This is a genomic window from Pseudomonas sp. PS01297 (assembly GCF_029959305.1).
Classification (GTDB): domain Bacteria; phylum Pseudomonadota; class Gammaproteobacteria; order Pseudomonadales; family Pseudomonadaceae; genus Aquipseudomonas; species Aquipseudomonas helleri.
Genome location: NZ_JASCPQ010000128.1, coordinates 1 through 12,492 on the forward strand (window position 1 = coordinate 1; position 12,492 = coordinate 12,492).

Here is a 12,492-nt window from a genome sequence, read left to right on the forward strand (position 1 = left end):
GGCTTGCTCGCGATGGTCATTAACGATGACGCGTATTTGTCTGGCAAATGAGGCGCTCTGAAGGCCATCGCGAGCAAGCCCGCTCCCACTTGGTTCGTGTTGCGATAATGTTCAGTTGGATGGGGTTAATCAGCGCAACCGCTCAAGCATCTGGTAGTACCACATGCCCGCCGCCAGCATCGGGTTGCCGAGGAGGTCGCCCATGGGCACGCGGATGTGCTGGCAGCCGGCAAAGGTGTCGAACTGCTCCAGTTGGCCGGTGATCGCCCGGCCCATGATTTCGCCCATGATGTGGCTGGTGGCGATGCCGTGCCCCGAGTAGCCCTGGCAGTACCAGACGTTATCCGAGAGTTTGCCCAGTTGCGGGATGCGGTTGATCACGATGCCCATCGCGCAGCTCCACTGGTACTCAATGTTCACCCCTTTGAGTGCCGGGAAGGTCTGCTCAATGCACGGGCGCAATTCCCCCGCGATGTCACGCGAGTCTTTGCCGCTGTAATTGGCACCGCCGCCAAACAGCAGGCGGCCATCGGCGGTCATGCGGTAGTAGTCGAGCACGAAGCGGCAGTCATACACCGCGAGGTCTTGGGGGTTCAACTGGCGAGCCAGGTCGCCCAGGGGTTCGGTGGTGACGATCCCGCCCATGGCCGGGAAGATCTTGCCCTTGAGCTTGCCCGGCTCCAGCTTGTGGTACACGTCACCGGCCAGCAGCACCTGATTGGCGTCAATGCGCCCGTGGGCCGTGCGCACGCCGGGGGTGTCGCCATGGATGATTTCCAGCACTTCGCTGTTTTCGAAAATCAGCGCGCCGAGGCTTTCGGCTGCGCGGGCCTCGCCAATGCAGAGGTTGAGCGGGTGCAGGTGCATGTTGCGCATATTCTTGATCGCGCCGTCATACAGGTCACTTTGCAGAATGTCGCGCACCTGGCTGCGGTCGAGCAACGACACTTCACTGCCCATGCCACGGCGCACCGCTTCGTCGTAGTCCTTGCGCAAGCCTTCCATGTGGCTGGGCTTGTAAGCGGCATGCAAATGGCCGTGCTTGAGGTCGCAGCGGATGCCGTATTTTGCGACTCGCTGCTGGATAATCTCGTGCCCGCGCCAACGCAAGTGCCAGATAAAGTCATCGACCTGGCTGCCGAGGCGACGGCGCATCTGCTTGCGCATCGCTTCATCGCCCGAGAGGCTGCCGGTCACTTGCCCGCCATTACGCCCGGTGGCGCCCCAGCCGATCTTGTTGCTCTCGACAATGGCCACTTTCAGGCCTTTTTCGGCCAGCTCGACGGCGGTCGCTACGCCGGTAAAACCGCCGCCAATAATCACCACATCAACCCGGTGCTGGCCTTGCAGCGTCGGGTAGTCGGTTTCATGGGTGAGGGTGGCGGTGTAATAAGAGTTGCAACGTTCAGACATGATGGCTCCGTTTTTTTATTGGATAGGAGGCAGAAAGGGGGGCTAATAAGGCGCCCGCGCCGGTCCTGCTTTTCCACTTCAGCCATGCACTGACAATATTCGACTTGTGAGGGCTAAATAAACCCCCTGTTACCAAGTTTTACAGCGACGTGATCAGAACGTGACTTCGCTCACTTGCAGCACCCAGGTGATGGTCTGAGTTTTGTCATCCCACACATAGCGAAAATGCGGGCCTTGGCGTGGAATCGAAAGCGCAGGCGGGCGAAAGGCTGCTACGCATTCATGGCCGGCAAGGCGCACGCTGTTGTACAGCAGCCCCCAGGCCGAGGCCTCGCGGTGTTGTTTGGCAAAGGCTTGCGACGTGCCGTAACTGGACAGGGAAGGGTGGTGCAAGCCAGGTTCGGCGCGTACATCGATCATTGGCTCAAGCACGGTGTTGATGTAGGTGCGCAGGGTGATCTCGATGCTCGCCTCTTGGGTGGCGCGCCAGAATTGTTCCTGATGAAAGCGGGTCTCGGCGATGGCGGCGTCAAGGCTGTTGGCGCAGTAATAAACCCCGTAACTGCCATCGGTGAAGCGGCTGGCACGACCGATATGGGTAAAAGCCGCCATGATCGGGGTCGAGCCTTCTCCACACAGGCGGTCTTGTGGGTGCACGCGGTTAAGAACCCCAGCCTGGTCGCGCAGGCGGTCATTGGTCAGGCTTTCGAGGGCAAAGGCGATGTCCAGATCGGCCGGATCAAGGGTGTCCTCAAACACCGAAATGGGCGGGAACGCACTGTTGATGATGCGATAAGCGTTGTTCCACTCGGGCAGCACGCTTAACAACGGGGTGTCTGGCATCAGCCCCGCACCCCATCCAGATAGCGGCGCACATCTGCAAGGTCGACGACCTGACCGCCGAGCATGTAGCTCAACGCACTTTGGCCGTTGAATGGCGCAGTGTTATTGGCTTTGTGGACCCACTCGTAAGCCCGCTCCGGCTGATTGCTGAACAGGATGCGCAGCGCTTTGTGCACGCCCATCAGGTACGAAATACGCTCAAGGGTGTCGTGGGGCAGGCGAACATTCGGCAGTTTTTTGTACTTGAAGTACGTGGTGTTGCCGATAGCGCCGAGCAGGGTGCATTGCTGATCTTTGCTGCAACCCCAGTGCTCCATCAAATTGAAGAAGAACGTCAGGGCGACGCGGCCTGCATCACCGCTGGTGATATCGGGCCGGGTGTTGTGGGCGACTAGATGCATGGTGGCCTCCAAGGCGTTGATACCTTGGAGGCTACACCGTATCTGGATAATTACAATGAATGTATTCGCATGCGAACTGGGTAATCCATTGCTTTATGTGTTGGGCAGCGACTTGGCCTTGTTCATACACCGCTGGCGGCGTTCATCAACCCGTTGCGCAAACCAGGCCGTGGTGAGGTTGCGGGTGATTTTAGGGCTTTGCAGGGTGATGCCCGGCAACACGGCGCGGGGCAGCGGTTTGGATTGTTGGCGGTCGGCAAGGGCAAAGACTTTGCGATAGACATCGGTCTGCTCAAATTCAAGGCGGTCACCTTTGAGCAACTGCTGGCGGACCTGGTTATCGCTCAAGCCCAGTTGCTTGCCCAGCACGCGAACGGCGCGTTCGGTAGAGCCCACGGCGTAAGAGCCGGGGATGGTCACGTCGCCATCCAGTGCCAACTGAATGCCAGACACCTGGCTCACGGCATTCTGAAAGGCGGCATTGCGACTGGCGTACCAGCCCGCATTGAAGTCAGCAAAGCGATACAGCGATTGCGTGTAATCGGCCGGGTAGCCGAGCAAATGGGCAGTACCAAAGTACATGCCGCCGCGACGGGTAAAGACTTCCTGGCGGATCGTGCCGGGTATCGGGTAGGGGTAATCCTGGGCGTGTTTCTCGGCAAAGGCGATGCTGACCTGCATTGGCCCGCCGGTATGCACCGGGTTGAGGCTGCCAAACAGGTTTTTGCCCAGCGGCACCATGCCGATAAAGTCATCAAAGATGGCGCTCAACTGGCCTTCGGTGCGTGCCGCATCAAGGCGCTGGTTATAGGTTTTACCCGTTGGCGAGGTGATGTTCAGCGCGCTGCGCACCACGAACTCCGGGATGTGCAGCTTGCCCGCGCGCCGATTGATTTCGCTGCGGGCAATTTTTGCCAGGTTGGGCACCGGCGGGTCGGCTTGAAAAGTAGATTCCTGCTCAGTCACGGCCAGCACCGAGCACAGGTTTTCGTCGTTGGGCTCAAGCTTTTGCGCGGCGAAGGCGGTGTAAATATCGTTGGCCCAGCCCTGGCGATCCGCAACGTTGGCGGGCAGTAGTTGAAGCAACCGCGCTCGCGCTTGTTCGGGCGTGCGATCGGGCAGCGTCTGGGTGCTTTGGCTGCTGCACCCGGCGATCACAATGGGCAAAGAAAGCGTTAATACCTGCATGAAAAATCGATTCACTAACGCTTAACTCCCCAATTAATAGAACGATGTGCTGACGTATCAATCGTCTCGTGTCAGCACTTCCAGCAGTTCGATCTCAAACGTGAGGTCCGAGTTCGGTGTGATGTGTTTACCCATGCTTCTTTCACCATAGGCCAAGTGCGCGGGAACTTGCAGTTTGCGCTTGCCACCCACTTTCATCCCGAGCGAGCCTTGGTCCCAGCCCTTAATCACGCGGCCTGTGCCAATCACGCACTGGAACGGCTTGCCGCGCTCATGGGAGGAGTCGAAGACCGTGCCATCTGCGAGCCAGCCGGTGTAATGCGTGGTGATCAGGGCGCCTTTAACGGCTGCTTTGCCTTCGCCCAGTGTGAGGTCGGTGATCTGTAGTTCGTTGTTCATGGTGCAGGACTCGAAAGTAAACCGTGTAGGAGCGAGCTTGCCTCGCGATCTTTTGATCTTTCGCGAGGCGAGCTGAGATTGCGCGGTTTTTCTCAGGATGTGGCGCGTTTGGCAATCAGTTTTAAATTATTTTTTCGTAGGACAAGGCTCTAAAACAAAGGGTTTGAGGAACTTTTCAATGAGGATAATTGTCATTCGCGCTTTACTCTCAATTGAGAATGGTTACTATTGTCGCCCTGGCAGCGCCGGGGTGAGCTAAGCGAGACGAGATCCTTTGAGGGAATCGTGCCCAGCCATTCCAGCCTTTGGCCTGCTGAGCACACTCCATTGTTAAGGGATCAACTGGACATGTCGTCTCGATTCAAACGCAGTCAATTTTCACTGGCTATTGTGGCCGCACTGGCTTCACCGACCTTGCTCGCCGATGCGCTGGAGCGTGAACGCGATGAAGTGCCCGTGGAGGCCAGCGATCTGCCGGTAGATGGCAGCAAGCAGGCGCTGCAACTGGAAGAAACCCGCGTGTTGGGCACCGCCGCTGAAGAACTGAAGCAGGCGCCGGGCGTGTCGATCATTACCGCTGAAGACATTAAAAAACGTCCGCCGGCCAATGATCTTTCCGACATCATTCGTCGTGAGCCCGGCGTTAACCTCACCGGCAACAGTTCCAGTGGCGCACGCGGTAACAACCGCCAGATTGACTTGCGTGGCATGGGCCCGGAAAACACCTTGATCCTGATCGACGGCAAGCCGTCTTCTTCACGTAACGCCCAACGTTACGGCTGGAGCGGCGACCGCGATACCCGTGGCGAAACCAACTGGGTACCGGCCGAAGAAGTGGAGCGTATCGAAATCCTCCGCGGGCCTGCGGCTGCCCGTTACGGCTCAGGCGCGATGGGCGGGGTGGTCAACATCATCACCAAGCGCCCGACCGACAAGCTTGGCGGCTCTTTGACGGCCTACTACCTGTCACCGGATGACAGCGCAGAAGGCATTAGCAAGCGTACCAACTTCAACCTCAGCGGCCCGATCACCGACGACCTGGTGTTTCGCGTGTATGGCGGCCTGAGCAAAACCGACGCGGATGACGCGCGCATCAACACCAGCGAGCAGGCCTCCGCAGACAGCGTGGTGGCCGGCCGTGAAGGCGTGCGCAACAAAGACGTCAACGGCTTGTTGAGCTGGCAGTTCACCCCGGAACAGTCCCTGGACCTAGAGGCCAGCTACAGCCGCCAGGGCAATATCTACGCGGGCGACACCATGCTCAACAGCGGGGGTGATTTCGTTGACAGCCTGTACGGCAAAGAAACCTCGGTGCTGCAACGCAGCATGTTTTCGGCCACCCACAATGGCTCGTTTGACTGGGGCACCACCATGGCCATGATCAGCCATGACCTGACCCGCAACTCGCGCTTGAACGAAGGCCTGGCGGGCTACGGTGAAGGTGCCCCGTCAGAATCGGCCGGCAGCTTCCAATCACGCCTGCGCAACACCCGGGCCAAGGCTGAAGTTAACTTGCCGCTGGACTTCTACACCCATCAGGTACTGACCCTGGGCGGTGAATACCTCTACGAATCGCTCAACGATCCAGGCTCGTTGCGTCCGCAAAGCTGGGACCCAGGCGCGGGCGGCACTCCGGGTATTCCGGGCACTGACCGCACCCAGACCAAGTCCACTGCCAACAGCTACGCGTTCTACGTTGAGGACAACCTCGAGGCAGGGTCCAAAACCATCGTGACGCCGGGCCTGCGCTACGACCACCACGACAAGTTTGGCGGCAACTGGAGCCCGAGCCTCAACGCTTCGCACCAGATCACTGATGAGTTGAGCCTTAAAGGCGGTATTGCCCGGGCCTACAAAACCCCGAACCTGTACCAGTCCAACCCAAACTACCTGTTGTACAGCCGTGGTAACGGTTGCAGCTCGGTGGAAGTCAATCTGGGAGGTTGCTACCTGGTGGGTAACCCGGACCTCAAACCGGAAATCAGCATCAACAAAGAGATCGGTCTGGCGTTTGACAAAGGCAGCTGGCGCACCAGCGCGACGTACTTCCGTAATGACTACCAGAACAAGATCAATGCCAGCAACGAATCGGCTTTCCGTCTGCCCAACGGCCGTCGTGTATTGCAGTGGGAAAACAGCGGCAAGGCCATCGTGCAAGGGGTTGAGGGCAACCTGTTCGTCAACCTGCGCAAGGACCTGGACTGGAACACCAACCTGACCTACATGATCGACAGCAAAGACAAGAAAACCGGCGAGCCACTGAGTATCATTCCCAAGTACACGCTCAACACCACCCTGGACTGGTACGCCACCGAACAGCTTTCGTTCCAGGTCAGCGGCACGTACTACGGCGAGCAGAAGGCGCCCAAATACAACATGCGCGCCAACGAGTCACTGGATAAATCGGTGCAGCAGTCGGTTGACCCGTATGGCTTGGTGGGGCTGAGCAGCGGCTATGAGTTCAACAAAAATCTGAGCGTGCGGGTGGGCATCAACAACCTGCTCGACAAGCAGCTGTACCGCAAGGGCAACGCTGACGAAGCAGGCGCCCAGACCTACAACGAAGCGGGTCGTGCCTACTTTGCGTCGGTGACCACCTCGTTCTGATCACAGCATTGGCCTGACCGCTGTTTGGTGCAGGCAATAACAGGCGCGACATCCTTTGCAGGTGTCGCGCCGTTGTCACATTGGGCTCTGGCAAAACCGTGGCTGGGGCTGATGAAGGATTGAACAGATGAAATTTGCATCGTCGGCATGGCTGCCGATTCTGTCTCGCGCATTGGCCGCCATGGTGGGCGGCTATGTCTTCACCTATGCCTTTACGGCGGCGCTGGCGCGGCTGTTGCCAATGGACAACGTGGACTCAATGCTGGTCGCCAGCCTGTTGTCGTTCGCCATCTACACTTGCGCCATTTTGTGGGCCTTTATGGCGCGTCATCAGTGGTCGGCCTGGATGGGCGCCGTGCTGGCGCTGCCATTGGCCGCGATCGGTTTTTGGCCGCAACTGCTGGAGCGACTCGGATGAAACAGACCATCACCCAATCTCTGGCCTGGCTGCACACCTGGGGTGGGCTGATCGTAGGCTGGTTGTTGTTTGCGATCTTTCTGACCGGCAGCCTAGCGGTATTCGATCAAGAGATCGACAACTGGATGCACCCGGAACTGCCCGCCCATCACTTGACGGACGAACAGGCCGTGGAGCGTGGCTTGAGCTACTTGCGCGAGCATGAGCCCAACGCCAAACAATGGGGCGTGAGCCTGCCCTATGACCGCTCGCCCGAGTTGCGCGCCTCGACCGGCGGGCGTCGCGACGGCGTGTCGGTGACCCTGGACCCCAACACCGGTGAAGTCTTGCCGGTACGCGAGTCGGCGGGCGGGCGCTTCTTTTTCCTGTTCCACTTCACCTTGTTCATGCCCGGCATGCTCGGGATTTATGTGGTCGGTGCGCTGGCTATGGGCATGCTGGCGGCGTTGATCAGCGGCATCGTGATCCACAAAAAATTCTTCAAGGAGTTCTTTACCTTTCGCCCCGCCAAAGGCCAGCGTTCGTGGCTCGACGCGCACAACGCCAGCGCCGTGCTGTTGTTGCCGTTTCACCTGATGATTACTTACAGCGGGCTGGCGATTTTTTTGGTGATCTACATGCCAGCGGCCATGGACGCGCTGTTTGATGGCAGTCGCGACGCGTTTTTCAAGGCCCAGGACCCTGCGCCTGCGGTGGTCGAGGCCAAACGCCCGGCGCGGGCCGAACCGGCACCGCTGGTGGCGATCGGGCCGTTGCTGGCCAAAGCCCGCGACGTTATGGGGCCGCTGAGCGGGGTGAGCATTACCAACCCTGGCATGAGCAACGCCGAAATCCAGATCCGGCCAATTCTGGGCAACCGCATTGCCCTGATCAAAGGCGGCGGCATGCGGTTTGACGGGGTCACGGGCGAGCAACTGTCCGGGCCGACCGAGATGCGCGCTTCGGTGCTCACGCACCGGGTGATTTCCGGTATGCACTTTGCGCAGTTTGGCGGTTACCCGATGCGCTGGGTGTACTTCATTTGCGGGTTGATCAGCAGCGCCATGATCGCCACCGGGCTGGTGCTGTTCACCGTTAAACGGCGCCGTAAATACGCCAGCGAAGGCCGGGTGGCCCAAGTGCTTTACCGGGTGATCGAGGCCGTTAACGTTACGGTGATGGCGGGCTTGAGCCTGGCCTGCATCGCTTACCTTTGGGGCAATCACTTGCTGGCGGTGGGCATGGCCGAGCGCCCGGATGCCGAGTTGACGGTGTTCTTTGGCGTGTGGGCCTTGACCCTCGTGCATGCCTTGCTGCGCCCGCGCATGCACGCCTGGCGTGAGCAGCTTGGGCTTGCAGGGGTAATGTGCCTGAGCTTGCCGCTGGTGAGCCTGCTGACGGTTGATCATTCGTGGGCATTGCACAGCCGCATGGGTGTTGAACTCACCGCCATGGCTTTGGGGGGTGTGCTGTTGTGGGCGTGCTGGAAAGTCTCGCAGCCGCAAGTCGAGCGGGTGCCGCGTAAAAAGACCGCGGTGCTGGCGGAGGTGAACTGAGATGCTGGCACATTACTTTGCAGCCTGGGCCTTTGCCTATATCGGCATGCTTGCCCTGTGCCAAGGGCTTGAGCGCCATTACAAGCAAGTCTGGAACAAACCGCCGTCAGCCGGGTTGCGTCGCGCTTTGCGCGGAGCAGGGTGGTTGAGTTTGGCGTTGAGCTTCTACTTTTGCGGTCTTGCCTGGGGCTGGGCAATGGGCTCCATTGGCTGGTTTGGGTTGATCTCGCTCAGTGGCTTTGCGTTGCTGATGTTGTTGCCGTATCGCGCACGGCTGGCGGTGTGGCTGCCGCTAGGGTTCGTCCCGATGTGGGTAATGATCGAAATGTTGAGCCTTTACCGTTTGTCTGTTTAGGTATTTTTGACAGGTAGGCAGCCCCGGGCAAATGACCGAATCTCTTGAGTCAAACAGACTCAGTTTTCGGTCATTTCGCGGAGTCCTCCAGTATGTCCCTGATTGATGAAGTTCAAGGCCTGTGCGAGCGTTTGGCGCCTTTGGGCTGGCATGACCTGTTGTTGCTGCACGGTCTGGATATTCAGGCCCGCCCGCTGGCTGAAGAATTGAGCAAGGAACTGGCGGTTGATCGATCGGTTGAGGGTTTTGAAGACTTTTCGTTGCAGGGCGCGCGTGCTATCGAAGCCGGCAACCCTGCACGCAGTCTGCTGTATCACGCCTTGGCCTCGCCCAATGTGCTGCACGCCGCCAATGGTGACACACTGACCGACTTTGCCACTGCGGCAGAACTCGAGACACTGCTCAACTTCGTCTATGGCGTTGCCCTGCCTTCGCTTGAAGCGTTACAGACGCAGGCGGGCGACAACGCGACCTTGGGGCTGGTGGTGTTTGCCACCGAGTACCGTCCCCGTGCCGATACCCCTCACCACCAGCATGCAGACCTGTGCTTTTGTCGCACAGGCATTGCCCGCATCGGCACTGCGCCCGCCCTGTATGACCCCTCATTGCGCGGTTTCACCCCTTTTGTCGAGGGACAGCCACAGGCTATGCGGGTTATCCCTGCGCGCTTTGGTGTCTATGTGGCCGTGCGTGAAAAAGGGCAGACGGGGCCCGGATGGGTTGAGGGGGACGATAAACTGGATTTTTGGCGGCCCTTGCACAAAGTGTTCGATGGCCCGCAATGCATTGCCGGTTTTGATCTGCAAGTGGACCTGGAGGCTTTTCACGTCAATGAAAAGCTGCGCCAGTTTCATCTGCGTAGAGGCCAGGAGGCGGACTGGTTCGAGCCCGACCTCTCGCAGCCACCCTTCGTACAGACTCAGGCGCTAGCACAGTGGGCGGACAGTCAGCTATTCGGGCCGGGTTTATGCGTGCCGGTTGCGAAACCCCGACTGGTTGAGCCCGCTGAATACCAGGGCCAGCCCGTTTCTTTCAACGTTCCGCCCAATGCCAGGTTTAACTACATCATCAATAAACGCTTTCAACTGCTGGACGACGGTACGGTTCGCGATTTAAACAATGATCCGGACGTCGAGGCGATTGTCGAGGCAGGCAACTATCGCGCGCTGCACTTTATCGACTTCACCGCCGAGGGCTGGATCAAGGCCGATTGCCCGGCCTTGAGTACCGCTATCGGGCTAAACGTGGCGGCGTATTCGATTCTGGCCGCGCCCGATTTCTACCCGGCCTGCGGGCAAGCTCAATTGGGTGAATGGGAACAACAGCAAGGCTTCCCCGAACGGATCTGGTACGCCGCATTAGCGGCGCTTTCTGAGCGACGAGTTGCGGGCAATCCTGACCTGGCGGGCGGGCATTTTGTCCTCGAAGACATAAGCATTACCGCTGTGTTGACCCAGGGATCACCCTCGGATGAAGGGCAAGCCGTTGGCGATTCGGCGAGTTCAAAGCGCCAGTCCTGTCTGGCCGACACGGCAGCGGGCACCTTCAGCCCCGGTTGGGAGATTGCCGGTGATGGTCAGGCATGGGTGCCTAAATACATGTGTGCTTATTTGCTGGGCAGCCCGTTTACAGAAGATGTGCGGATCTGCTCGGCAGCAGGGGGGTACTGGCCTGCGGTAACCCCGGACAGCGCAAGGACCTTTGAACCCTATGGTCCAAAACCGACGATTATCCCACTGACGGACACCGAAATAGGGTTATCGGGGCAAGCCTCGTGGGATGGACTGACGGGGCCGCGCCTGATCACCGTCGATGGGCGTCAAGTGGTCGAATGCACGGCGTATGCGTACAGCGATTACACCCGCAATGCACTGGACGGGCAATTGTCGTTACACATGACAGGGCAGACCTCCCAGGCCGACTATCAGCAGCGGATTTTGGCCATGCAGTCGGCCTACGCAGCAGTAGGGGCGGGTGGCAGCCGTTTTGAACAGGGCAAATGGTCAGTGTTGTCCTTCATGCCGGTCACGGGTGTTGATGGGGCGCCACCCGGAGCCGACTTTAACGCATGGTCCCGCCTGCAGGAGCAGGTGTATTTCTTTCGGATTTACCGCTACGGCGCCATCTCGACCCCGGTCGATTACACCAAGCGGCACATAGAGGTACTTGAACTGGTTGAGCTTTTTATCGGAGATGAGTCCCTACTGATAAAGCGCAACGACCAACCGTGGCAGATAACACCGCGTGGCTGATAGGGATGTGGTCATCGTTGGTGCCGGCCCGGCCGGTACGGCTGCCGCCATTTTATGTGCGCAGCGCGGGTTGCGGGTGACGTTGCTGGAACAAGCGGTTTTCCCTCGCGCTCGTCCAGGAGAAACGTTGCCGCCCGGGGTTGAGGCCGTGCTTGCCCAACTTGGCATCGCCCAAGCAATCAACCAGGCCGGCTTTCTGCGTCACCCGGGCCATGCCGTGAAATGGGCGGGCGAGCGGTTGTTTAGCGCGTTTGGTGAGAGCGCCAGCGGGCCGGAACTTGGGTATCAAATCCCGCGCGAGACGCTCGACAGCGTGCTTCTGGACCGTGCCACCGAGTTGGGCGTTGAGGTGCTGCAGCCGTGTCGAGTACAGGGCGTGCTTCGCGAGCGGCAGCAGGTTTGCGGCGTCAGCACGGCGCAGGGTGACAGGCTGGCGGCATGGGTTATTGATGCCAGCGGTGGCAATGGCTGGCTGTCGCGCCATCTGGGCTTGCCCTGGCGCACCTATTCCCCCCGGTTGCTCGCCCACTATGGCTATGCAACGGGTAACTGCCCTGAAGGTGCTGAGGTATGCGGGATAGAAGCTGATCCGTTTGGCTGGTACTGGATGGCCAAGATACGCAGCGATTTCTATCACTGGACGCGCCTGTGTTTTACCCACGCGGGCACCCATCAGGCTGTACCGCCAGCGGTTTTCAAACCGTTGCTTGCCAGTGGCCCCGTTCGCGGTGCTGATGTCACGTGGCGTCTCTGCCAGCAGGCCTGTGGCGACGGTTTTTTTATCGCGGGTGATTCTGCTTTCGTGCTGGACCCTTCCTCCGGGCACGGCGTAGTCAAGGCACTGATGACGGGCATGATGGCTGCGCATGCTGTGGTTGAGTCCCTGAGCACCCCTTGGCACGTGCTAAGCATCCAGCAGCAATATCAGTATTGGATCAACGACTGGTTTAATCGTGATCGGCTGAAAATGAGTGAGTTTTATCGCACCCATCCATTTGCACCTGAGTGGTGCGGTTAGATTACTTGTAGGAGCGAGCTTGCCTCGCGATCTTTTAAAGATCAAAAGATCGCGAGGCAAGCT

General features: G+C 59.1%; 11 protein-coding genes. 6 read left to right on the top strand and 5 right to left on the bottom strand.

The window, feature by feature from the left end:
- Positions 1-129: 129 nt before the first annotated feature.
- The 5 genes from QMX84_RS24115 to QMX84_RS24135 form a co-directional block, all read right to left on the bottom strand.
- Positions 130-1,413: an FAD-binding oxidoreductase gene (locus QMX84_RS24115; RefSeq protein WP_282364953.1), complete on the bottom strand. Its 1,284-nt coding sequence runs from the start codon at positions 1,411-1,413 to the stop codon at positions 130-132.
- A 153-nt stretch (positions 1,414-1,566) separates the two neighbouring features.
- A complete protein-coding gene (locus QMX84_RS24120; protein ID WP_282364954.1) occupies positions 1,567-2,256 on the bottom strand; it encodes an RES family NAD+ phosphorylase in 690 nt (229 codons plus the stop codon).
- Complete coding sequence (locus QMX84_RS24125) at positions 2,256-2,657, bottom strand: MbcA/ParS/Xre antitoxin family protein (RefSeq protein WP_048369946.1); 402 nt, start codon at positions 2,655-2,657, stop codon at positions 2,256-2,258. The genes QMX84_RS24120 and QMX84_RS24125 overlap by 1 nt, the downstream gene beginning before the upstream one ends.
- Positions 2,658-2,750: 93 nt before the next feature.
- On the bottom strand, positions 2,751-3,845 hold the full coding sequence (locus tag QMX84_RS24130; protein ID WP_282364962.1) for a DUF1615 domain-containing protein: 1,095 nt from the start codon (positions 3,843-3,845) through the stop codon (positions 2,751-2,753).
- Positions 3,846-3,902: 57 nt separating this feature from the next.
- Positions 3,903-4,244, bottom strand: coding sequence for an FKBP-type peptidyl-prolyl cis-trans isomerase (locus QMX84_RS24135; protein WP_282364955.1), 342 nt, complete (start codon positions 4,242-4,244; stop codon positions 3,903-3,905).
- A 348-nt stretch (positions 4,245-4,592) separates the two neighbouring features.
- On the opposite strand from QMX84_RS24135, the gene QMX84_RS24140 reads away from it, so the two are divergent.
- The 6 genes from QMX84_RS24140 (at position 4,593) to QMX84_RS24165 (ending at position 12,429) form a co-directional block, all read left to right on the top strand.
- Entirely contained in the window at positions 4,593-6,851 is a 2,259-nt protein-coding gene (locus QMX84_RS24140; protein WP_282364956.1) for a TonB-dependent siderophore receptor, read from the top strand.
- 127 nt (positions 6,852-6,978) lie between these two features.
- Positions 6,979-7,269 carry an iron transporter gene (locus QMX84_RS24145; RefSeq protein ID WP_282364957.1) on the top strand — a complete coding sequence of 97 codons (291 nt, stop codon included), beginning with the start codon at positions 6,979-6,981 and terminating at the stop codon, positions 7,267-7,269.
- On the top strand, positions 7,266-8,804 hold the full coding sequence (locus tag QMX84_RS24150) for a PepSY-associated TM helix domain-containing protein (RefSeq protein ID WP_282364958.1): 1,539 nt from the start codon (positions 7,266-7,268) through the stop codon (positions 8,802-8,804). Before QMX84_RS24145 ends, QMX84_RS24150 begins: the two co-directional genes overlap by 4 nt.
- A 1-nt stretch (position 8,805) precedes the next feature.
- Positions 8,806-9,159 (top strand): DUF3325 domain-containing protein, encoded by a 354-nt coding sequence (locus QMX84_RS24155; RefSeq protein ID WP_282364959.1) that lies wholly within the window; start codon positions 8,806-8,808, stop codon positions 9,157-9,159.
- A gap of 92 nt (positions 9,160-9,251) precedes the next feature.
- Positions 9,252-11,411 carry a hypothetical protein gene (locus QMX84_RS24160; RefSeq protein ID WP_282364960.1) on the top strand — a complete coding sequence of 720 codons (2,160 nt, stop codon included), beginning with the start codon at positions 9,252-9,254 and terminating at the stop codon, positions 11,409-11,411.
- Positions 11,404-12,429: a tryptophan 7-halogenase gene (locus QMX84_RS24165; protein ID WP_282364961.1), complete on the top strand. Its 1,026-nt coding sequence runs from the start codon at positions 11,404-11,406 to the stop codon at positions 12,427-12,429. The genes QMX84_RS24160 and QMX84_RS24165 overlap by 8 nt, the downstream gene beginning before the upstream one ends.
- The last annotated feature ends 63 nt before the right edge of the window (positions 12,430-12,492 follow it).

Bases quoted from the DNA above. Each gene is read 5' to 3' on its own strand.
- QMX84_RS24115 (WP_282364953.1), bottom strand. From the start codon at position 1,413: ATGTCTGAACGTTGCAACTCTTATTACACCGCCACCCTCACCCATGAA.
- QMX84_RS24120 (WP_282364954.1), bottom strand. From the start codon at position 2,256: ATGCCAGACACCCCGTTGTTAAGCGTGCTGCCCGAGTGGAACAACGCT.
- QMX84_RS24125 (WP_048369946.1), bottom strand. From the start codon at position 2,657: ATGCATCTAGTCGCCCACAACACCCGGCCCGATATCACCAGCGGTGAT.
- QMX84_RS24130 (WP_282364962.1), bottom strand. From the start codon at position 3,845: ATGCAGGTATTAACGCTTTCTTTGCCCATTGTGATCGCCGGGTGCAGC.
- QMX84_RS24135 (WP_282364955.1), bottom strand. From the start codon at position 4,244: ATGAACAACGAACTACAGATCACCGACCTCACACTGGGCGAAGGCAAA.
- QMX84_RS24140 (WP_282364956.1), top strand. From the start codon at position 4,593: ATGTCGTCTCGATTCAAACGCAGTCAATTTTCACTGGCTATTGTGGCC.
- QMX84_RS24145 (WP_282364957.1), top strand. From the start codon at position 6,979: ATGAAATTTGCATCGTCGGCATGGCTGCCGATTCTGTCTCGCGCATTG.
- QMX84_RS24150 (WP_282364958.1), top strand. From the start codon at position 7,266: ATGAAACAGACCATCACCCAATCTCTGGCCTGGCTGCACACCTGGGGT.
- QMX84_RS24155 (WP_282364959.1), top strand. From the start codon at position 8,806: ATGCTGGCACATTACTTTGCAGCCTGGGCCTTTGCCTATATCGGCATG.
- QMX84_RS24160 (WP_282364960.1), top strand. From the start codon at position 9,252: ATGTCCCTGATTGATGAAGTTCAAGGCCTGTGCGAGCGTTTGGCGCCT.